Here is a 21242-nt window from a genome sequence, read left to right on the forward strand (position 1 = left end):
CATCGGCGCGATAGCTCAGTCGGTAGAGCAACGGATTGAAAATCCGTGTGTCGGCAGTTCGATCCTGCCTCACGCCACCATATTCAAAAAGCCCCAAACATTAGTTTGGGGCTTTTTTTATGCCTGTGATGAGCATATTTTGCTTTGCTAGGCTTTCCGTTATATTAGAAAAAATCATGGATTGAATAGAATAATAATGAAGGATCTGTTTTCAGCGCAAAGTGCTTTATACCAGCAGGCACGTCCAATTTATCCAGCTGAATTGCTCAAACAACTGTTGCCTTATGTACCTGCACAACAGTGTGTTTGGGACTGTGGAGCAGGTTCTGGACAATTGACTCAATTGCTGGCACCGCATTTTCAGCAGGTGATGGCGACTGATATCAGTGAGAAACAGTTGGCGCAGGCACCGATTCTGGAAAATGTACAGTATTCCGTGCAGTCTGCCGAACAGACTGATTTTCCTGCACAGCATTTTGATCTGATTAGCGTGGCTCAGGCGATCCATTGGTTCGACTTTGAAAAATTTTATGCTGAGGTACGACGTACGTTAAAACCGGCAGGGCTGCTTGCCGTGATAGGTTATGGCTTGATTCGTACCGATCAGCAGCGCATCAACCAGTTTATTGATGAGTTGTACAAGGGAATTTTGAAAGGCTATTGGGACGCTGAACGGCACTATATTAATGAAGGCTATCGTACGATTCCCTTCCCATTTCAGGAATATCCGGCACCAGAGCTGAATATGCACTTTGAATGGAGTGTTGCTCAACTGATTGCCTATTTAAACACCTGGTCCGCTGTACAGCATTTTCAACGCCGCCATCAGCAGAATCCGGTCGACCTATTATTGAATCAATTGCAAGATCATGATTTGCAGAAAAAAATTCAGGTGCATTTTCCTATCTTGTTGCGGTTGGGGCATTTATAAAGCTGAATGAACTTTTCTATATTCAAAATTAGAATAAATATATTAATTTATATTCGAATACAGGAATAACATCATTCAATATACTGCTGCATATATTGTTTTTGTTGAAGCTATATTCCCATGAAACGTCTTGTACCATTGCTGTCGGCTGCTGTGATTGCTCCACTCTTTTCATCATCTGCATTTGCTACCACTGGTTATTTCATGCATGCCTATAGTGTGAAATCTCAGGGGAATGCAGGCACTTCAATCGCGAACTTTCAGGATAGTTTAACTATTGCCAGTAACCCTGCGGGACTGAGCTGGGTTGGATCCCGTCTTGATGCGGGTGTGACCTTGTTTGCACCGGACCGTGAAGCGGAAATAGTGGGGAATACTGGAATCGGGTTTGGTAGTGCAAATGGCCAGTATGACGGTAACAGCCGTAAATATTTCCTGATTCCGGAATTTGGTTATAGTCATCCGATCAATGATCAGTTGGCTGCCGGTATTGCGGTATATGGTAATGGCGGGATGAATACCAACTATAAAAACAATCCTTATGCTGCTTTTGGCAATACGGGAAGTGCAGGAATAAACCTGAACCAGCTGTTTGTTTCACCTGCGATTTCTTGGGAATATGCGGAAAATCAATCTTTAGCTTTGGCTGCCAATATCCTGTATCAGCGTTTCCAGGCGAAAGGCTTTGATGGATTTGTTTTTGGTAGTGTTTCTAATGATTCAACCAAATTAAGTAATGGCAGTCATGATGATTCAACGGGTGTTGGTGCACGTATTGGCTGGTCGGCTAAAGTGAATGATCAACTGACGCTAGGCGCGACGTATGCTTCAAAAATTGATGCGAGCCGCTTTAAAAAGTATGCAGGTTTGTTTGCTGAACAGGGTGATTTTGATGTGCCAGAAAACTATGGTGTCGGTTTAAATTATCAGGTGACTCCAGCTTTGTCGGTTGCAGCAGATTATCAGCGCATTAACTATTCCGATGTGAAATCTGTTGGAAACGATTTTAATGCTGCTCTAGTCATGTCTGGAAATCCTGAATTGAAGTTTGGTGGCCAAAATGGCCCAGGCTTTGGTTGGGATGACATCAATGTCTATAAAGTTTCTGCAACCTATCAGGCTTCACCGAAACTGACCTTGCGTGCGGGTTATAGCTACAATGACCAACCTGTGCGAGAAGATCAAACCTTTCTGAATATTTTGGCTCCCGGTGTAGTGCAACAACATTTAAGTTTGGGTGCAACCTGGAATATTGATCAAAAGCAGGAAGTGAGTGTGGCTTATACGCATGCCCTGGAAGAAACTGTGAATGGTAGCAATTCGATTCCTGGTGATTTTGGCGGTGGTGAAGCAAATCTGACTATGGATCAAAACATCTTGGGTGTGTCCTATGGTGTGAAATTCTAAGCTTCTTCAGCTAAAAATAAAAACCCAGCATGCGCTGGGTTTTTTAATATCACGTAGATAGAGTTACATATTATAAGGGGCTGATGGGTCATCAGGTTGCATTGATGACATCCATTTAGATACAGATCACGTAATAAGATTGGATAGGGTAAAACAGATGCAGAATAAATCGGGCAGGGAGCTATACGTCTTGCTGCAGCTCAGTAAAATTTTGCTTCCCGTTGCTTTGTTGTTTATCGCTTGGGTGTGGCTATTACATTTTCCTTGGAATTGGGTACTGAATACGACCATGGTGATGGAAATCTTTGCTGTAGTATTTGTACTCTTCTGCGAATATCAGGGCCGTGAGGTAAATGGAGCGGGTGGCTGGATCAGTTTTGTCTATTTGATTTTGCATGCTTATGCAGCAGTCATTTTAGTAGGAGTGCGTTTACTGCTTTGGTTATGGCATTATTTTGTGGCTTAACTGGTTCAGTTTATAGGGTCGGCAATAATAGATGACCGGATTCAACTTGTAATAAAAAAACGCCCTTTCGGGCGTTTTTTTATTACTTTCAATTAAGCGGTTTCAACTTCATTGACAAGCATTTTGCCAGTTTTCTTGAAGTTTACATGCCAAGAAAGTGCTTCTTCTAACACGTGAGGAGTTTGACCACCTTGTTCACATGCGCGCTCGAAGTAGTCATTTAACGCATCTTTATAAGATGGGTGTACACAGTTGTCGATAATAGCGCGTGCACGCTCACGTGGAGCTAGACCACGAAGATCTGCAAGACCTTGTTCAGTCACCAAGATATCGACGTCGTGGTTCGCGTGATCCACGTGTGATGCCATTGGAACAACAGAGGAGATCGCACCACCTTTCGCAATTGATTTGGTCACAAAGATGGCAATGTTCGCATTACGTGCAAAGTCACCTGAACCACCAATACCGTTCATCATGTGTGTACCGCAAACGTGAGTTGAGTTCACGTTACCGTAGATGTCAAATTCAAGCGCAGTATTGATACCGATGATGCCTAAACGACGCACAATTTCTGGAATGTTTGAAATTTCTTGTGGACGAAGGACAAATTTGTCTTTGTATTTTTCCAAGTTGCCAAATACGCGGTTACCGCATTTTTCAGACAAGGTCATTGAACAGCCTGAAGCAAAGGTCATTTTTCCGGCATCAATCAATTCAAAAGTACAGTCTTGTAGTACTTCAGAATACATTACGAGGTTTTCAAAGCTTGAGTGTTTGAAACCTGTCAATACCGCATTCGCAATTGAACCGATACCTGCTTGTAAAGGTGCAAGGTTCTTCGGTAAACGGCCTGCCTCTACTTCTTTTTCAAAGAAGGCGATCAGGTGATCCGCAATTGCTTGAGTTTCTTCATCTGGATCAGTCACGTTCGATGGAGAGTCGAGTAGCGTATCATTGAAAACGATTGCAGCAATTTTTGCTGGATCTATTTCAATCCCGAGTGTACCGATACGCTGTTCAGTATAGGTCAATGGAATTGGATCGCGGTTTGGACGTGCTTTTGGTAGGTAGATGTCATGCACGCCTTCAAATTCTGGACTGATTGCAGTGTTGATTTCAATAATCACTTGATCTGCATATTCAGCAAAGCTTGCAGAGTTACCGACAGAAGTCGTTGGAATGATGCTGCCTGTTTCAGTAATGGCAACGGCTTCAATCACTGCAATTTCTGGACGTTTAAGCTGGCCAGCACGCATTTGTTCAACAGTTTCAGACAAGTGCTGATCAATAAACATTACTTCGCCTTGGTTGATGGCTTTACGTAAGGTATTGTCCACTTGGAATGGCATACGGCGTGACAGTAGGCCAACTTCTGTCATTTTTTTGTCTAGATCGTTACCCAAGCTTGCGCCGGTAATCAAAGAGATTTTAAGTGGGTTGGTTTTAGCGCGCTCAATAAGAGCCAATGGAACGGCTTTTGCTTCACCCGCGCGGGTAAAACCACTCATCCCGACAGTCATACCGTCTTGGATTAAAGCAGCAGCCTGTTCTGCACTAACTACCTTGTTATGTAGGCTCGCTAAACGAATACGTTCTAAAGACATGATTTGCTCTCAAATTTTGCGTCAATCTCTAGCGATTGTAACGCTCAAAAATTAAATTGTGCATCTGTGTTAGGCTAAGGTCTAATTTTTTCATGAAATGTGGGTATAAAAAAAATTAATAGGTGTCAACTTATTGATTTTAAGTATTAAATTATTTGTTAAACATTCAATAAATGGAATTATTTGGTTAAAGTATCGCCAATTTATTAAAAATGTTCGCTCAAAGTTTGTTTGATTTTTTCCAGTGGTGTCGCTGGAGGGTTTTCATCCGATTTAGCTTGTGTTAAAGGCAGGGCAATAATTGCCTCTAATCCACCTTGTTCGCGATTATGAATCAGCAGTTCGCCTTGATGAATGTCGACAATACGTTTCACAATCGCCAAGCCCAAGCCACTGCCTTGCACCGTCCGCGCAGCATTGCCACGGACAAACGGTTGCATCAAATCCTGAATTTGATCCTCTGGAATACCGGGTCCATGATCGGCCACACTAATTAAAATATGCTCATCGGCCACTTTGGCACTGAGTTCAATTGGCTCAGCCCCATAACGCTTGGAGTTATTGATTAAATTACCGATCAGGCGTTTCAGTGACAAACTGCGGGCCGGAATAATCGGTAGATCTTCAGGATGAAAGCGAATGTCCAGTGGTTTGAACTGTACCACCAGCTCTTGCAACAAGGTATTGATATTGGTTTCACTGAGCTCTTCATCCGAGCCATCCCGCATATAGGAAATGAACTGATTGAGAATTGCATCCATATCATCGACATCGTAAATCAGTCCTTCACGGAAGAAATCATCAGGCAGCATCTCCGCGGTCAAGCGAATTCGGGTGAGTGGGGTGCGTAAATCATGAGAAATCCCGGCCAGCATAATGCGTCGGTCGCGTTCGATCTGTTCCAGGGTATAAATCATGTGATTAAAAGCCTGGTTGACCTGACGGATTTCCAGTGGGCCGTGATTAATTTCCAGATAAGGGGCTTTACCGGTTTTACTGTAATTGTTGGCTGCATTTTGTAAACGGCGTAAAGGCCTGTTCAGCTGGCGAACTAAAGTGAGAATAATAATCGAGGAAATGAGCGGCACGCCGAGTAACCAACCAAACACCAGTTCCGGACTATAGTTGGCATAGGTATTGAGCGGTTCACGTACCCAGTTACCCTGCATTTCCGGAGTTTGAATCCAAATGCGGGGACTAGGCTTGAACTGGAAGTAGACGGTAACGTCACTGACTTCTTTGACTTTTAATTCTTTGGCTAAGGCTTTTTCAATGTGATTGGTGAAAAATTCAGCAATCACCTTATCGCGAACGTTGGGATATTCTTTGGGATTGGTGACATATTCAATGCCCATCCGGTTTTTCAACCAAACATCAATATCCAGTTCGGCCTGACCGTGATAAATGCGTAATTCTGGGTTATTCACCATTTCCAGTTCCATGGCCAAGTAACGCGCATGTTGCTGGATTTCAGGTAAATATAAGGTGCGCCAAAAAAACCACAGTGACATGATTAGGCTGAATGCCACGGTAAAACCGACCAGCACCGTGGTTCGCATGGCAGCTGACCGCGGTTTGATCTTATCCATAAAACGCTCCCAAGGTGTGCGTTTACGCTGGATATAACTGTTAATTTCAAGCAGTTCTTGTGGATCAATTGGGTCAAGTTTCACGCCAGGTGGTTCCTGTGCTGGGTGTTGTGATTAAAAAGCAAATCTAGCGTTATTCGGCACCATCTGGAACAAACACATAGCCTACACCCCATACCGTTTGAATATAGCGGGCACGTGCCGGGTTCTCTTCAATTAAACGGCGCAGACGAGATACTTGTACGTCAATTGAACGTTCCATCGCGCCCCATTCACGACCCCGAGCCAAATTCATCAGTTTATCGCGGGTGAGAGGTTCGCGTGGGTGCTGAACCAGTGCTTTTAATACGGCAAATTCGCCCGTGGTAAGTGTTACGACCTGACCTTCGCGGGTTAAGGTGCGAGTCGATAAATCCAGTGCCCATGGGCCAAAATTCACCACTTCCATTTGCTGGCTCGGTGCACCGGGTACTTCACGGATCTGACGCCGTAACACAGCACGAATACGGGCTAACAATTCATTTGGGTTGAATGGTTTTGGTAGATAGTCATCCGCACCGGCTTCCAGGCCGGCGATACGGTCCGAATCACTGCCACGTGCGGTGAGCATGATAATTGGAGTATCAATATTGGACTGGCGTAGACGGCGACAAATACTCAAGCCATCTTCAACGGGTAACATGAAGTCGAGCACAATCAGGGAGAATAGTTCACGTTGTAGTAAACGGTCCATTTGCGTCGCATCGTGTGCGGTTTTCACTACAAAGCCTTTGTCTTCTAAAAAGCGTTGTAGCAGGGTACGCAAACGCACATCATCATCGACAACGAGAATGCGTTCGACGCGATCAGTTTCGGTATGTACGGCATCGGTGTGTTCTGCAGGTACAACTAAACTCATGATGTGCTCCTTTTATTCTTTATTGTGATCGTATTCAATTCAGTATCTATAAGATCAGTATACGACTGATCTGAATACTTTTACCATGTTCTAAAGCAACAAATATTGCATGTAAAATCAAGCGCTAGATACTAAATATATACAGGTTAAAGTCTTAGGATGGAATAGATTTTTGGTGATTCAGTTGGCTTTTGTGTTCAATTTAGACAAAAAGCGTGAAAGTCTGTGTTCAGCCGGGATTTCAATGCACTAAATTAAGCAAAAACAATTGTGGATTTTATGGTCTCGGTCTTTATAATCACAGCTTTTAGTATTTATCCTTGTGGAATCTAACACGATGACTGACTTAGTTCAGCAGTTGGCAAGTGAGCTTGCCGTACGTCCAAATCAAGTAGAAGCTGCCATTCGTTTAATCGATGAAGGTGCCAGTGTTCCTTTTATTGCCCGTTACCGTAAAGAAGTGACCCAGGGTTTAGACGATACGCAATTACGCCAATTAGATACGCGTTTATCGTATTTACGTGATTTGATTGAACGTCGTGAGAAAGTAATCGAATCACTGAAAGAACAAAATAAATTAAGCGATGATTTATTAGCACGAGTGCTTGCTGCAGAAACCAAAAATGCCCTAGAAGAAATTTACGCGCCGTATCGTCCAAAACGTACCAGCAAATCCTTTAAAGCCAAAGAAGCTGGATTAGGACCAATTGCTGAACGGATTTTTCAGGAAAATGTTGAGCCAAGCGCAGCTTTGGCTGAATTTAGCCATGAAGACTATCCTGATCTCGACAGCCAGCTTGATGCCATTCAGCATATTCTGATTGATGACTGGGCACAAAATATTGCGTTGACGACAGAATTGAAAGCCAGTTTTGCCAAGACTGCCGTGTTAAAAAGTACGGTTGCTTCTGAAGAGAAAAAAGAAGTCGGTAAAAAATTCCGTGATTATTTTGACTTTTCTGAGAGCCTGAACAAGGTGGCATCACATCGTTTATTGGCGATGTTGCGTGGTCGTCAGGAGAATGTACTTGGTTTGAAAGTGGATGGCGAAAATGAGCCAGCACTGGCACGTATTGAAGCTGAATATCAGTTAGAGTCGGTTCAGCCACAAGCCCGTCAGGATTTTCTCAAGCAAACTGCAAAATTATTCTGGCTCGGTAAAGTACGTCCTCAAATTGAACACTCTTTACTGACTGAAAAACGCCTTGCAGCTGAAGCGGAAGCGATGCAGGTGTTTGCAGAAAATCTACGTCATTTACTCTTGTCTGCGCCAGCGGGTGCACGCTGTACTTTAGGGGTTGATCCGGGCATTCGTACCGGCGTGAAACTGGCGGTGGTGAATGCGTCTGGTGATGTCTTGGCACATAGCACCATTTACCCATTTGCACCGAAAGAAGACAAAGAGGGTTCGATTACCGAGTTGGCACGTTTGTGTCGCGAGTTTAATGTCGAATTGATAGCGATTGGCAATGGCACGGCAAGCCGTGAAACTGAAGCTGTTGTGGCTGAGATGATGGCACAGAATGCTGACCTGAAATTGACGCGTATTACGGTGAGTGAAGCTGGTGCTTCAGTTTATTCTGCAAGTGAATTGGCTTCACAAGAATTACCGGAACTGGATGTTTCGATTCGTGGTGCGGTATCGATTGCACGCCGTTTGCAAGATCCATTGGCTGAATTGGTTAAAATTGATCCAAAATCGATTGGTGTGGGTCAGTATCAGCACGATGTGAATCAGGCAGGTTTAGCGAAAACGCTAGATGCAGTCGTTGAAGACTGTGTGAACGCCGTGGGTGTGGATGTTAACACGGCTTCTTCTGCGATTTTGGGTTATATCGCCGGTTTGAATAAAGCGATCGCACAGCAAATCGTGGATTACCGTAAAGAACATGGCCGTTTTGAGCAGCGTCAGGAATTGAAAAAAGTGCCACGTTTGGGTGAGCGTACCTTTGAACAGGCAGCCGGTTTCTTGCGTATTCAAAATGGTGCTGAACCTTTAGATGCCTCTGCTGTGCATCCTGAAAGTTATGGACTGGTTGAAAAAATCGTGGCCGCGAAAGGCACAACGGTGAAAGACATCATTGGCAACACTGAAATTATCCGTCAGGTGAAGGCTGAAGACTTTGTCGATGAGCAATTTGGTCTGCCAACCATTCAGGATGTGCTTTCTGAACTGGAAAAACCGGGTCGCGATCCACGTCCTGAGTTCCGTACGGCTAAATTCCGTGAAGATATTACCGAAGTTGCCCATCTGACTGAAGGTATGACTCTAGAAGGCGTAGTGACCAATGTGACCAACTTCGGTGCTTTCGTGGATGTAGGTGTACATCAGGATGGCTTGGTGCATATCTCTGAGTTGGCGAATGAATTTGTCGCTGATCCGCACAAAGTGGTGAAACCGGGCCAAATCGTACAGGTGCGTGTGATTCAGGTGGACGCAGAACGTAACCGTGTCAATTTGAGTATGCGTCCAGAAGGTTCTGAGGCACCAGCCAAAGCACCGCGTCAGCCACGTCGCGACAACGAGCAACGTGGTGAACGTAAGCCACAAAATAAACGTCCGCAACAGGCAGCGCGTAAAGACGGCCAAATTGAACGTCCACAACGCCAAAAACCGGCAGCAAAACCACAAGAAAACAAAATTGGTGGTTTAGGTGCGTTATTGTTACAAGCTGGGATTAAAGGTTCCAAGTAAGCTTTAATTCTTAAATTAAAAAACCTCCTGCGGGAGGTTTTTTAATGGAAAGAGAAAGGCTTTACGCCATACAGTGTGACTATCTGGGCTGTTGAGGGTCTTTAGTGGAGGATTGTATTTCTATGAATTTGGAACTCGCCATGCCTTTGTTCTTAAAACGGTCATGAAATGTAAAGCAGACATGTTGTTTTTCCTGCAGTCTGGGCTGGCTGGGGTCAAAAGCAAAATAGTACAGATACCCCGAGCCATCCATCACAATTTCCAGACGCTCATAATGATGCCCTTTAATGGAATACTGTTTGTATTGTTGGACTGTGCCACAGCCTTCAGAAATAATCAGGGGAATGGTTTTTCTGTAATGATTGGCTGTCGTGAAAATGAAGATCCCGGGTAAGGTGAAGAACAGTGCGACCAGCAGGATTTTATGATCGGGTAATTTGTCGTGAAAATAAAAAGTACTGAATAGAAAGCCAAAGAAACTCAGGATTAAGCCAAAAAACATCAAGATTAGAATCAGGTTGGTCATTGCGGAAAGGCCTTTAATTTTTCTTTTAATCTCGTTGTCGTTTTATATATACGAAAGGGTTGGAGGTAGATTTATACCTGAAGTTGAGATAGTAAAAAACCGCCTTGCGGCGGTTTATTTTAGTCAATCATTGATTACCAGTGCTCACCCGGGAACAGGCGTGCATACGCTTTTTGTACCCAATTAAGCTTTTCCTGCTTACCTACGGATGCACTTGAACTTGGGAATAGGTTAAAGCCAATCGACATCAGTTTATTGTTGACATCAGGTGCAATCGAATAGGTCAATGACGCCAAGTAGCCCAGATGGGTGGCAATTTTCTTTGGACGTTTCACAATGGCGTAGGCGACCAGATCAGCTGCTTGCTCGGTCGAAAGAGTCGGAACGTATTTATAAATTTTAGTCGGTGCAATCATTGGGGTGCGCACCAAAGGCATATAGATCGAAGTAATCGCAATCTTATGCGAGTGCACCTCAGCAGCCAGACAGCGGCTAAAGGCATCAAGTGCGGCTTTAGAAGCCACATAAGCCGAGAAGCGGGTTGCATTGGCTAAAACACCAATTGAGCTGATATTGATAATATGGCCGTCACGACGTGCCATCATTTGCGGCAAGATGTTCATGACCAGACGTACAGCACCAAAATAATTGAGCTGCATGGTGCGTTCAAAATCATGGAAGCGGTCAAAGGATTCATGCACCGCACGACGAATCGAACGACCGGCATTATTGATCAGAATATCAATATGGTCGACAGAGGCTAAGATTTGCTTGGAGGTTTCATCAATCGCCTCCATCTCATTAAGATCACATGGAAAGATCGAGGCCTTACCGCCTTTGGCTTCAATTTCTTTTTGTACTTCTTCTAAGGTTTCGACCGTTCGTGCAACCAGAAGAACATGGGCACCCGCATCTGCAAGTTTGTGTGCAACTGTCAGACCAATACCGCTAGAAGCGCCGGTAATTAAGACCACTTTGCCGTTTACACGTTTTTTGAATTGGTTTTCAAGTTTAGAGTTCACGCTTTATTCCCTAGTCTCTGAATCTAACAAATCCTGGATTGTCATTATTGGTTTTGATGCAACAGGTTTTCAAATGATAAATGAGGTTGAGTGATTAACTCGGCCATATGATAGCGAATATGCCAAAAAAGCTATAAAAATAAGTTGTTGAATTTACAAATCTATTTCTAAATTTTTGCATTATAACTCTTTGCAATTCTTCAGTTTTTTTTTGCATGGCTGTTGAGTTTTATTAAACTCGCGTTTACATAAAAATAAAAGCCCCAAAATTGGGGCTTTTATTAAATTTTTTCGCTTAAACAGCAGCAAGTGCCTGTTCCAGATCGGCGATCAGGTCATCAATGTGTTCGATGCCGATCGACAAGCGAACCATATCTTCACTGACGCCTGCGGCTTTCAGCTCTTCGGCATTCAGTTGGCGATGTGTGGTGGTGGCGGGATGGCAAGCCAGACTTTTCGCATCACCAATATTCACCAGACGGGTAAACAGCTGTAACGCATCAATGAAGCGTGCTCCACCATCATGACCATCTTTGACGCCAAAGGAAAGAATGGCTGATGGTTTGCCTTTGACGTATTTCTGTGCCAAAGCATGTTGTGGATGGTCTTTAAGACCTGCGTAATTTACCCATTGCACTTTAGGATGCTGTTGCAGGTATTCGGCAACTTTCTGGGCATTTTCAGTATGACGTTCCATACGCAGATTCAGGGTTTCCAAACCCTGTAAAATCAGGAACACATTCAGTGGACTGATAGCAGCACCTGTATTGCGTAGCGGCACCACACGGGCACGTGCAATATAAGCTGCTGCTCCTAAAGCTTCGACATAATTGACACCGTGATAACTTGGATCGGGCGTATTTAAAACCGGAAAACGTTCAGCATGTTCGCCCCAAGGGAACTTACCGCTATCGACAATAATCCCGCCGATGCTGTTGCCGTGACCACCAATATATTTGGTGAGTGAGTGAATCACGATGTCGGCACCAAATTCAAAAGGTTTTAGCAGGGCAGGTGTGGCCACGGTATTATCGACAATCACTGGAACACCATATTCATGGGCAATTTTGGCAATTGCTTCCAGATCAATAATATTGCCGAGCGGGTTACCAATCGATTCGACAAAGACCAGTTTGGTTTTTTCATCAATTAAACCACGTAATGCTTCTGGATTTTGATAGTCAAAAAAGCGTACTTCAATGCCTTGTTTTGGTAGCGTATGGGCAAACAGATTGTAAGTACCGCCGTATAAGGTCGAAACTGAGGCAATATTGTCGCCAGCTTCGGTAATGGTTTGGATGGCGTAAGTAATTGCGGCCATACCCGAGGCCAATGCTAGTGCCCCGATACCGCCTTCAAGCGCGGCCACACGCTGCTCTAGTACAGCGGTGGTTGGATTCATGATGCGGGTGTAAATGTTCCCGGCGACTTTTAAATCAAAAAGATCTGCACCATGCTGCGTATTATCAAATGCATAAGAGGTCGTTTGGTAAATTGGAACGGCAACCGCTTTTGTTGTTGGTTCTGGTGAATAGCCGGCATGAATGGCAAGGGTTTCATCTTTATAAGTCATGAGAACGTCATCTTCGTGAGTTAAGTATTTGCTCAGTTTAGCAGCAAAACCTATGCAATAAAGCCGCATTATTCTGGATTTATTATCTTTTTACTTTATAAGGCGAATGTGTTGTAGGCATGTCATTCGGTCTGTTCATTCAACGCTGTGATTTGATGTGTGATGACAATCTGTTGAGAACGGATTGGAGATGCCTTATGTTTTGCTCGCTTTCCGCGTATAATGCCGTGATTAATTTTTCGCTCACGCGATGTTTTGATTTTTCAATTGAGGAGTCCTACGTGGCCCAATATATTTACACGATGAACCGTGTGTCGAAGATGGTTCCGCCTAAGCGCGAAATCCTGAAAGACATCTCTTTGTCATTTTTCCCGGGTGCCAAAATTGGTGTGCTCGGTTTAAACGGTGCGGGTAAATCGACCCTGCTCCGTATTATGGCGGGCGTAGATAAAGATTTCTCTGGTGAAGCACGTGCACAGCCGGGTATTAAAATTGGTTATTTAGAGCAAGAACCACCTTTAGATGATACAAAAGACGTTCGTGGTAACGTTGAAGATGGTTTGCGTGAACCCCTTGATGCTTTAGCACGTCTTGATGAAGTTTTTGCTGAATATGCAGCAGAAGATGCAGACTTTGATGCTTTAGCGAAAGAACAAGAAAAGCTGGAAGCCATTATCCATGCTTGGGATGCACATAACCTTGCCAACCAAATGGACCAGGCTGCTGCAGCACTTAACCTTCCAGCTTGGGATGCAGATGTATCTAAGCTTTCAGGGGGTGAACGTCGTCGTGTGGCACTTTGCCGTCTGTTGCTTTCCAAGCCAGACATGTTGTTGCTTGACGAACCGACCAACCATTTAGATGCTTCATCTGTATCTTGGTTAGAGCGTTTCTTGAAAGACTTTCCGGGCACAATCGTTGCGATTACGCACGACCGTTACTTCCTGGATAATGTGGCTGAGTGGATTCTGGAACTTGACCGCGGTATGGGTATTCCATATCAAGGTAACTACTCTTCTTGGTTAGAGCAGAAAAATGCCCGCCTAGAGCAGGAACAGAAGCAAGAAGAATCTTTTGCTAAGGCATTGAAAAAAGAACTTGAATGGGTTCGTTCAAATGCGAAAGGCCAGCAAAAGAAAAACAAAGCACGTATGGAACGCTTTGAAGAGCTTAACTCACGTGAGTTCCAACAACGTAACGAAACTTCAGAAATCTATATTCCACCTGGTCCACGCTTAGGTAACAAGGTTATCGAAGTTGAAGGTATTAGTAAGTCGTTTGGTGATCGTACCCTGTATAAAGATTTAACTTTCACAGTACCACCGTGTGCGATTGTGGGTATCGTGGGTGAGAACGGTGCAGGTAAAACAACGTTATTCCGTATGATGACTGGTGAACAGCAACCAGATACAGGTACAGTCACGCTTGGTGAATCAGTAAAAGTGGCGTATGTGGGTCAGATCCGTGACACATTAGACGACAACAAAACTGTTTGGGAAGAAGTGTCTGGCGGTTTAGATATCTTGAAGATTGGTGACTATGAAATTTCATCACGTGCATATATCGGTCGCTTTAACTTTAAAGGTCAAGATCAGCAAAAACGCGTAGGTCAATTATCGGGTGGTGAGCGTAACCGTTTACAACTTGCGAAAATCCTGCAAATGGGTGCGAACGTGATCTTGCTGGATGAACCATCAAACGATTTGGACATCGAAACTTTACGTGCACTTGAAGATGCAATTCTTGTATTCCCAGGTACTGTTATGGTGATCTCGCATGACCGTTGGTTCCTAGACCGTATTGCAACACATATCTTGTCATTTGAAGGTGAAACACCTGAATTCTTCACCGGTAACTATACTGAATTTGAAGAATACCGTCGTAAACGTGATGGTGATGATCTAGTTGCCAAGCGTCAAAAATATCGCAAAATTGGTGGCTGATCCCATCTAAATAAAAAACCAGCCTTCAGGCTGGTTTTTTATTACACGAGGAATTGGTTTTAGGAAAATGCGAGTTCTGCATAGGCCTGACATAAAGCCTGTTGTGCGGGATGATGACCTTGTTGAGCGGCTTTTTTTAACCATCTTTCTGCTTGGGCATAGTTGCGATCAAGTCCTAGGTCGCCCTTTAAGTAACAGAGCCCTAATTTGTACTGTGCTTCAGCGTGTCCACGTAATGCTGCGCGCAGGAGATACCATTTCGCATTCGCGATCTGCTTTTGATATTTTAATTCGAGTTGACTCAAATTGAGTGGCGTCAAACCATTACGCAGCTGTGTCTGGTAAGCCGTATAGGTATTGAGTGCAAAAAACTCAGAACGTTGAGCTAAATGATATTCAGTGAAGGCTTCACTTTTTGTGATGGAGGGTGTGGGAATGTTGAGCTGGCTCAGCTGCACAATTAACCATCGGATCCATTGCTGTAAACGCATCATGACACCTCCTGTGTTCATGTTGAGTAGTTATTATTTTTTTATGGGGATTTGTATAATAAAAAGCAATTGGTCGTAATTTAACATGTGTAAACATCTAAATATCATATTTAAAGGGTATTCCAAATAAAAAAATATTTAAATAGATTTGAATAGAGGCACTACTCCATCAACCTTCTTTAATTGATATGGTGATCTTAAAAACAACAAATGATAAAAATTTACGTTTTATCAATGCACTTAAAGTGTGCAACCGACCCATTTAAATCAGCATTCATAAAAAAACCAGCCATTCTGGCTGGTTTTTTTATAGATAAACTTTAAATCACAAGAATTAAGAGTATTGCAAAGAAGAGATGAAGCTAGACAGCAATGAGCGAGCTTCCTGATGCCCCTGTTCGGCAGCAAGCATTAACCATTTTTTGGCTTCTCGCAGATCTTGCTGAACGTTAAGTTCACCTTTTAAATAACTGATGCCAAGTTTGAACTGTGCGTTGCAGTCACCATGCGAAGCAGCACGCAGATAAAACCATAAGGCATTATGCGTGTGTTGCTGCTGTTCAAATGCCAAACCTTGTGCGTATTCTGCATTCGCGACCGACAGGTTGAGCAAATGGGTCTGTTCACTGGTATAGCGCAATGAGCCGTGGACAAACTTATCCCAAATTGTTTTGATTTTTGCTGGCATCATGGAAAACTCCTTGTTAAATCCATTAACAAAAGTTAAGTTTAAAAATTAATCTAAATTAAAAAGTCGAAAATGCAAATAAAAATATTGGACTCAAGCATTCGACTTTGGTGCATAGCACCTGAAGGATTTAGCAAAAAATACGCCAATCAGGCTTAGAGGATTTTGTAGTTTTTATGCTGCGTTGCGTGAACGGTGTAGTGATCAGGTTGAATGCTATGATTTTCTTAGGATTAACAAATTATTTTAACCCGATTCATGCTGGCTAGACGTGAAGATTGGACTTTAAAAGTATGGGACTATACTTAAGGGCGAAAGTAATTCTTTGCAAGAATGGGGCGAATAACCGGGTCTGGGCAAATGAAAAATGTTCACATCGGCCATACTAAAGAGAAGGCCGATGTGAAGTTGAATCTGATCTTAGAGTTGCCACTCGTGATCACAGTCACGGCATTTCCAGTGTTTTTGCGATTGCATGAAGGATTGCATGGAAATTTTAAAGTCTGGTAAATCACGCCAAAAGAAGAAACCTGCGATCACACAAACCACAAACGCCACGACAGTTAAAATCTGTAGGGTTTGGCCAGCGCCGTCACCGAAAATCCACATCGCAATACTGATCACCACAAACAGCAGTAGAATGAAAATGGCAGGCACCAGGATGACCAGACTTTTTGGTACGACTGGACGAGGGGTATTGGTCCCCTGACTGACCGGCATGATTTTCGGGCTTTGGCATTTCGGACAACGGTATTGCATGAAAACTCCACAATTCTTTTTTGCATTATGCTATACGAAGCAGACTGAAATCAAAAATATTCAGGCAATAAAAAAGCCACTGAAGTGCTCAGTGGCTTTTTAGAATCTGGCGTCCCTACGGGGATTCGAACCCCGGTTACCGCCGTGAAAGGGCGATGTCCTAGGCCTCTAGACGATAGGGACTTATGAGGCAAATACACGATAGAGCAAGTCTTGGTGGAGTCAAGCGGGATCGAACCGCTGACCTCTACAATGCCATTGTAGCGCTCTACCAACTGAGCTATGACCCCAGTGTTCGTGTGAGCGCAATATTAGGGGGATTACGCTCACCCGTCAATAAAAAAATCAATTAAACTGCGTCAGTTGCATCATTTTTCGGCAATTTTAGGCTTTCATTGAGTTTTTCCCAGACTTTCAATTCTTTTTTGCTTGGTCCACCAACAATTTCAAGTGCGTGACGCAAACGGGCAAAGGTCAAATCTGGGCCCAATGTCACCATGGATTGCATCACGGGTGTAGATGAAGTCGAACCTGCAATTGCAATAAAGAAGGTCGGCATAAAGTCACGCAGCTTGACTTCCATCTGGTTGGCCAGATCCATCAGCACTTGGCTCACTGTATCCTGATTCCAGGTGAACAGGCTTTCTAAACGCCAAATGGCAAATTGCAGGCTTTGGCGTACTTGCTCTTCGCTCATTTTTTTGTTTTCAAACTGTTCCTTGCTGATCTGTGGCATGTGGTTAAAGAAGAAACCTGCCCAGTTCACTGCTTCAGAAAGCAAATTGATCCGTGGCTGAATGGCAGCAGCGATCTCTTCCAGTGTGGTACGGTTGCCTTTCCAGGCCAAAATGGTATCCAACAATTGGCCCGGGGTCATGCCTTTAATCCATTGACCATTCAGCCAGTTGAGTTTCTCAACATCGAAAATTGGACCACCGAGTGAGACGCGGTTGATGTCGAAATGTTCGATCATCTCAGCCAGCGTGAATTGTTCACGCTCGTCTGGCATTGACCAGCCCATACGACCCAAGTAGTTGAGTAGGGCTTCGGGTAACACACCGATGTCTTTGTAATAGTTAATAGAGGTCGGGTTTTTACGTTTGGACAGTTTCGACTTGTCCGGGTTACGCAGTAATGGCATATGGCACAGCACTGGCATTTCCCAGCCAAAATATTTGTACAACAACTGGTGTTTAGGTGCGGATGGAATCCACTCTTCGCCACGGATCACGTGGGTGATTTCCATCAAGTGGTCATCCACCACATTGGCCAAATGGTAGGTTGGTAAACCATCGGTCTTGAGCAGGATTTGCATGTCCACCTGTGACCAAGGAATTTCCACTTCACCACGCAATAAATCATTAAATTGACACACGCCTTCCGTTGGAATTTTCATACGGATCACATGTGGCTCACCTGCCTCCAGACGGCGTTGTACTTCGTCCTGGGTCAGTTGTAAGCCGCGACCATCATAACGTGGTGTTTCACCACGTGCCTGCTGTTCCGCACGCATCTGATCTAGTTCTTCCGCGGTCGCAAAACAATAAAAAGCATGACCTTTTTCGACCAGTTCCAAGGCATATTTTTTATAAATGTCCATACGTTCGGATTGGCGATAAGGTGCATGTGGTCCACCGATATCTGGCCCTTCTGACCAGTTTAGACCCAACCAGTGTAATGAATCGAGAATCATTTTTTCTGATTCAGGGGTCGAACGCAGCTGGTCAGTATCTTCAATACGCAGAATAAATTCGCCGCCGTGCTGTTGAGCGAAACACAGGTTAAATAGCGCAATATAAGCAGTTCCTACATGGGGGAAACCTGTCGGAGAAGGAGCAATACGGGTACGGACTTTCATAGGTAAATTTATGTTCTGAGTCTAAATGCGAACTATTATAGCGAAAAAGCCTGCCCGCTTAATGTTTAATTCAACATCAACCGGTCAGGCCAAGAAAAGTGGGCGATAAAAAAAGAAGTTAAGAGCTGTGACTCAGGAATAATGACTGTACCAGACGGGAAAAACGCTCGTGTTGTGCTGCGAAAAAGTTTTGTGTTGAGGCTTCACGGATCGCATTCAGAACCTTCACTTCATCGGCACTTGGTGAGGTTATTGAGTCACTACGTTTTTGTTGGTTGAGTGCTTTTTCAATCAGAGAGGGTTTTTCTGCTGGAGAAATTCGCTGAGCCGAAGCTTTGCTTTTCACTGTTTTATTGGAGGTTTGAATTGCAGCGCCATGGCTGACAGGGATCATCATACCCAAGCAGATACTCAATGTTGCACTTTTCAAAAAAAGGCTGTTCATGGCTGATCTTTCCTCCTGATTGAATCGTATTATTTGATTTTGTTGCGTGAAGCGTTCTGAAAAAATAATTCGCCAAATCTACTTAGCGAATCCAGAACCAATTTATTGAGAGTAGCTCTCATTCTCTCCATCTTTGTTCAAACATATCCAAGAAAGCACGCAAAATCTACAGATCTACATATTTAACAAACAAATATGTAGAGAAAGTGGAGAGCATCACATTTTTTTGGATTCTATGCTCTCCGCTGATATTGCTTTAAACATTTAAGAAAATCGGTTTTTATGATATATAACATTATGATTTTATATAATTTTATTCATATAACCTGGGTGAGCTAAAGTCATTATAGTGAGAAGAAAATGATGGAGATGCTTCCCTATGAAAAAATTACTTGTTTACAGCTTGGTTCTCACAAGTGTGGCTGTGAGCAGCCTGAGTCAGGCTGCCACTGATTTTCTGAATGTCTCTTATGATCCGACCCGCGAGTTCTATCAGGAATATAATCAGAACTTTGCGCAATTCTGGAAGCAGCGAACTGGTCAGACGGTGAATTTTAAACAGTCACACGGCGGTTCGGGTAAACAGGCGCGTGCTGTGGTCTCTGGTCTCGAAGCCGATGTCGTGACACTGGCTTTATCCAATGATATTGAGGAAATTGTCAAAGCGGGTTATATCGATAAAAACTGGCAGCAGGAATTTCCACAACATTCAGCACCGTATACGTCAACGGTGGTGTTTTTGGTCCGTAAGGGTAATCCTAAACAGATTAAGGACTGGAATGACCTGACTAAACCGGGTATCGAGATTATTACCCCTAATCCGAAAACCGGCGGTGCTTCACGCTGGATTTATTTATCAGCTTGGGGTTATGCGCTGAAACAGCCAGGAGGTAATCCTGCGAAAGCCAAAGTCTTGGTTCAAAAACTCTACCATAATGTTAAAGTCTTGGATTCGGGTGCACGTGGTTCACTGACGACCTTTGCTGAGCGCGGCATTGGGGATGTATTGTTGTCTTGGGAAAATGAAGCATTACTTGCCACGCAAGGGTTGGATAAAGACCAGTTCCAAATCGTTTATCCTTCCATTTCTATTTTGGCCGAGCCATCTGTGGCGATCGTGGATAAAACCGTCGATAAAAACGGCAATCGTGCCTTGGCCAAAGGTTATCTGAATTATCTATATTCGCCAAAAGGTCAGGAACTGGCAGCGAAATATCATTTCCGTCCGCGTAATGCTCAGATCGCTGCCAAATACGCTGCGAAATTTCCCAAAATCAAACTGTTTACCATTCAGGATGTTTTTGGTGGATGGGCGAAGGCACAGCAGACCCATTTTGCCAATGGAGCGATCTTTGATCAGATTTACCAGCAACGTCCATAAATTTCTGATGATGAGAGCAGAGTCTCTCTTTATTGAGAATTGTGTTAAACAGTATTGGGGATTTTGATTGGCATTCTGTTTCCCAGCTTGGTTATATTGCGTACTGTAATCAGAGGGAAGACAAGAGCGCGATATGATATTGCAGAGCTGGGTAAAATCGGGTGTTGTTCTCCTGCTATGGGGTGTGCTTTCACAGAGTGGATTCGCTGCAGATCGACATTTGATCAATGTATCTTATGATGTGACCCGTGAGTTTTATGCAGAATTCAATCCCTCTTTTGCACGTTACTGGCAGCAACGTACCGGAGAAGTGGTGCATTTTGAGCAGTCGAATCAGGGTTCGAGAAAACAGGTACGCGCTGTGCAGGAGGGGGTGAAGGCAGACGTTGTTACGCTGGCACTTTCTCCGGATATCGACAAACTGGTGCAGTCCCGCCATATCCAGCCGGGTTGGCAAACAGAATTTCCTTCCCGGTCTGTTCCGTATACCTCGACCATTGTTTTTCTAGTACGGAAGGGGAATCCTAAAAACATCAGAGACTGGAGTGATCTGACCCGACCTGGGGTGCAGATTATTACCCCTAATCCTAAGGTCATAGGTATCTACACAATTTCCGAGCTTTGCGTTAAATTGAAGAGCATGCTCTTCGATTTAACATCTCTGGCCTGGATCAGCGTCTGGTCAAACGCTATAACAGCCTTGTAAAACTCAATATGAATCCTCTTGCTTCACTTGCTCCCGCAATCAAAGACCTGGCCTCTACCCAAAAGTCGAGTTTCTCAACTACACAGGCAGTTTGGCGATTCCTGAATAATGATAAAATCTCTTTTAGTCAATTAAACCAGCCTATTAAGCTTCTTGCATGCGAACAGATCAAGACATCACGGCATCAGTACGCATTAATCGTTCATGACTGGTCTCAACTGCAGTATGTGAAGCACAATCATAAGGTTCAGCGTCTTCAA

At 43.9% G+C, this 21242-nt stretch carries 17 protein-coding genes, 3 tRNA genes and 1 pseudogene; 8 read left to right on the top strand and 13 right to left on the bottom strand.

The features are described from left to right. Positions 1–4 precede the first annotated feature (4 nt). The 4 genes from PAE54_RS00845 to PAE54_RS00860 all read left to right on the top strand — a co-directional run bounded on the left by PAE54_RS00845 (position 5) and on the right by PAE54_RS00860 (position 2804). Positions 5–80: transfer RNA gene (locus PAE54_RS00845), tRNA-Phe, on the top strand. A 116-nt stretch (positions 81–196) separates the two neighbouring features. Beyond that, a complete protein-coding gene (locus tag PAE54_RS00850) occupies positions 197–931 on the top strand; it encodes a class I SAM-dependent methyltransferase (RefSeq protein ID WP_326518062.1) in 735 nt (244 codons plus the stop codon). Between the two features lie 120 nt (positions 932–1051). After that, a complete protein-coding gene (locus tag PAE54_RS00855; RefSeq protein WP_326518063.1) occupies positions 1052–2338 on the top strand; it encodes an OmpP1/FadL family transporter in 1287 nt (428 codons plus the stop codon). A gap of 157 nt (positions 2339–2495) precedes the next feature. Continuing rightward, entirely contained in the window at positions 2496–2804 is a 309-nt protein-coding gene (locus tag PAE54_RS00860) for a hypothetical protein (protein WP_326518064.1), read from the top strand. Positions 2805–2896: 92 nt separating this feature from the next. Here PAE54_RS00860 and scpC read toward each other — a convergent pair whose 3' ends face one another. From scpC to ompR, 3 genes are all read right to left on the bottom strand, one after another. After that, positions 2897–4408: a succinyl-CoA:acetate CoA-transferase ScpC gene (gene scpC, locus PAE54_RS00865; protein ID WP_326518065.1), complete on the bottom strand. Its 1512-nt coding sequence runs from the start codon at positions 4406–4408 to the stop codon at positions 2897–2899. Between the two features lie 206 nt (positions 4409–4614). Continuing rightward, positions 4615–6081 (bottom strand): ATP-binding protein, encoded by a 1467-nt coding sequence (locus PAE54_RS00870; RefSeq protein WP_326518066.1) that lies wholly within the window; start codon positions 6079–6081, stop codon positions 4615–4617. Positions 6082–6130: 49 nt separating this feature from the next. Next, the gene (gene ompR / locus PAE54_RS00875) at positions 6131–6895 is read right to left on the bottom strand and encodes an osmolarity response regulator transcription factor OmpR (RefSeq protein ID WP_273777627.1); all 765 of its coding nucleotides are present in this window, start codon (positions 6893–6895) and stop codon (positions 6131–6133) included. A gap of 337 nt (positions 6896–7232) precedes the next feature. Here ompR and PAE54_RS00880 point away from each other — a divergent pair, with 337 nt between their 5' ends. Continuing rightward, positions 7233–9590: a Tex family protein gene (locus tag PAE54_RS00880; protein WP_326518067.1), complete on the top strand. Its 2358-nt coding sequence runs from the start codon at positions 7233–7235 to the stop codon at positions 9588–9590. 79 nt (positions 9591–9669) lie between these two features. Here PAE54_RS00880 and PAE54_RS00885 read toward each other — a convergent pair whose 3' ends face one another. The 3 genes from PAE54_RS00885 to PAE54_RS00895 form a co-directional block, all read right to left on the bottom strand. Next, positions 9670–10116: a hypothetical protein gene (locus PAE54_RS00885; RefSeq protein WP_326518068.1), complete on the bottom strand. Its 447-nt coding sequence runs from the start codon at positions 10114–10116 to the stop codon at positions 9670–9672. 134 nt (positions 10117–10250) lie between these two features. Next, complete coding sequence (locus PAE54_RS00890) at positions 10251–11138, bottom strand: SDR family NAD(P)-dependent oxidoreductase (protein ID WP_326518069.1); 888 nt, start codon at positions 11136–11138, stop codon at positions 10251–10253. Between the two features lie 295 nt (positions 11139–11433). Next, positions 11434–12711 carry a bifunctional O-acetylhomoserine aminocarboxypropyltransferase/cysteine synthase gene (locus PAE54_RS00895; protein WP_326518070.1) on the bottom strand — a complete coding sequence of 426 codons (1278 nt, stop codon included), beginning with the start codon at positions 12709–12711 and terminating at the stop codon, positions 11434–11436. 281 nt (positions 12712–12992) lie between these two features. On the opposite strand from PAE54_RS00895, the gene ettA reads away from it, so the two are divergent. Then, complete coding sequence (gene ettA, locus PAE54_RS00900) at positions 12993–14654, top strand: energy-dependent translational throttle protein EttA (protein WP_273777622.1); 1662 nt, start codon at positions 12993–12995, stop codon at positions 14652–14654. A 59-nt stretch (positions 14655–14713) separates the two neighbouring features. Here the strand turns inward: ettA and PAE54_RS00905 are convergent, their stop codons facing one another. From PAE54_RS00905 to PAE54_RS00935, 7 genes are all read right to left on the bottom strand, one after another. Next, entirely contained in the window at positions 14714–15148 is a 435-nt protein-coding gene (locus tag PAE54_RS00905) for a tetratricopeptide repeat protein (protein WP_326518071.1), read from the bottom strand. 331 nt (positions 15149–15479) lie between these two features. Next, complete coding sequence (locus tag PAE54_RS00910; protein ID WP_326518072.1) at positions 15480–15836, bottom strand: SEL1-like repeat protein; 357 nt, start codon at positions 15834–15836, stop codon at positions 15480–15482. A gap of 417 nt (positions 15837–16253) precedes the next feature. Further along, a complete protein-coding gene (locus PAE54_RS00915) occupies positions 16254–16592 on the bottom strand; it encodes a hypothetical protein (RefSeq protein WP_326518073.1) in 339 nt (112 codons plus the stop codon). Between the two features lie 107 nt (positions 16593–16699). Next, positions 16700–16775, bottom strand: a tRNA-Glu gene (locus tag PAE54_RS00920). 31 nt (positions 16776–16806) lie between these two features. After that, a tRNA-Ala gene (locus PAE54_RS00925) sits at positions 16807–16882 on the bottom strand. Between the two features lie 59 nt (positions 16883–16941). Beyond that, positions 16942–18450, bottom strand: coding sequence for a glutamate--tRNA ligase (gene gltX, locus PAE54_RS00930; RefSeq protein WP_326518074.1), 1509 nt, complete (start codon positions 18448–18450; stop codon positions 16942–16944). Between the two features lie 118 nt (positions 18451–18568). Beyond that, the gene (locus PAE54_RS00935) at positions 18569–18895 is read right to left on the bottom strand and encodes a hypothetical protein (RefSeq protein WP_326518075.1); all 327 of its coding nucleotides are present in this window, start codon (positions 18893–18895) and stop codon (positions 18569–18571) included. A gap of 379 nt (positions 18896–19274) precedes the next feature. On the opposite strand from PAE54_RS00935, the gene PAE54_RS00940 reads away from it, so the two are divergent. Both PAE54_RS00940 and PAE54_RS00945 read left to right on the top strand, forming a co-directional pair. Next, positions 19275–20276: a sulfate ABC transporter substrate-binding protein gene (locus PAE54_RS00940; protein WP_326518076.1), complete on the top strand. Its 1002-nt coding sequence runs from the start codon at positions 19275–19277 to the stop codon at positions 20274–20276. A 133-nt stretch (positions 20277–20409) separates the two neighbouring features. Continuing rightward, positions 20410–20880: pseudogene (locus PAE54_RS00945) on the top strand (sulfate ABC transporter substrate-binding protein); the annotation flags it as partial. Between the last annotated feature and the right edge of the window lie 362 nt (positions 20881–21242).

The organism is Acinetobacter minutum, assembly GCF_035916735.1.
Lineage (GTDB): Bacteria > Pseudomonadota > Gammaproteobacteria > Pseudomonadales > Moraxellaceae > Acinetobacter.

What these genes read in the sequence shown, in the direction of transcription:
- PAE54_RS00850 (WP_326518062.1), top strand. Translation starts at nt 197, where the DNA reads ATGAAGGATCTGTTTTCAGCGCAAAGTGCTTTATACCAGCAGGCACGT.
- PAE54_RS00855 (WP_326518063.1), top strand. Translation starts at nt 1,052, where the DNA reads ATGAAACGTCTTGTACCATTGCTGTCGGCTGCTGTGATTGCTCCACTC.
- PAE54_RS00860 (WP_326518064.1), top strand. Translation starts at nt 2,496, where the DNA reads ATGCAGAATAAATCGGGCAGGGAGCTATACGTCTTGCTGCAGCTCAGT.
- scpC (WP_326518065.1), bottom strand. Translation starts at nt 4,408, where the DNA reads ATGTCTTTAGAACGTATTCGTTTAGCGAGCCTACATAACAAGGTAGTT.
- ompR (WP_273777627.1), bottom strand. Translation starts at nt 6,895, where the DNA reads ATGAGTTTAGTTGTACCTGCAGAACACACCGATGCCGTACATACCGAA.
- PAE54_RS00880 (WP_326518067.1), top strand. Translation starts at nt 7,233, where the DNA reads ATGACTGACTTAGTTCAGCAGTTGGCAAGTGAGCTTGCCGTACGTCCA.
- PAE54_RS00885 (WP_326518068.1), bottom strand. Translation starts at nt 10,116, where the DNA reads ATGACCAACCTGATTCTAATCTTGATGTTTTTTGGCTTAATCCTGAGT.
- PAE54_RS00895 (WP_326518070.1), bottom strand. Translation starts at nt 12,711, where the DNA reads ATGACTTATAAAGATGAAACCCTTGCCATTCATGCCGGCTATTCACCA.
- PAE54_RS00905 (WP_326518071.1), bottom strand. Translation starts at nt 15,148, where the DNA reads ATGATGCGTTTACAGCAATGGATCCGATGGTTAATTGTGCAGCTGAGC.
- PAE54_RS00910 (WP_326518072.1), bottom strand. Translation starts at nt 15,836, where the DNA reads ATGATGCCAGCAAAAATCAAAACAATTTGGGATAAGTTTGTCCACGGC.
- PAE54_RS00915 (WP_326518073.1), bottom strand. Translation starts at nt 16,592, where the DNA reads ATGCAATACCGTTGTCCGAAATGCCAAAGCCCGAAAATCATGCCGGTC.
- gltX (WP_326518074.1), bottom strand. Translation starts at nt 18,450, where the DNA reads ATGAAAGTCCGTACCCGTATTGCTCCTTCTCCGACAGGTTTCCCCCAT.
- PAE54_RS00935 (WP_326518075.1), bottom strand. Translation starts at nt 18,895, where the DNA reads ATGAACAGCCTTTTTTTGAAAAGTGCAACATTGAGTATCTGCTTGGGT.
- PAE54_RS00940 (WP_326518076.1), top strand. Translation starts at nt 19,275, where the DNA reads ATGAAAAAATTACTTGTTTACAGCTTGGTTCTCACAAGTGTGGCTGTG.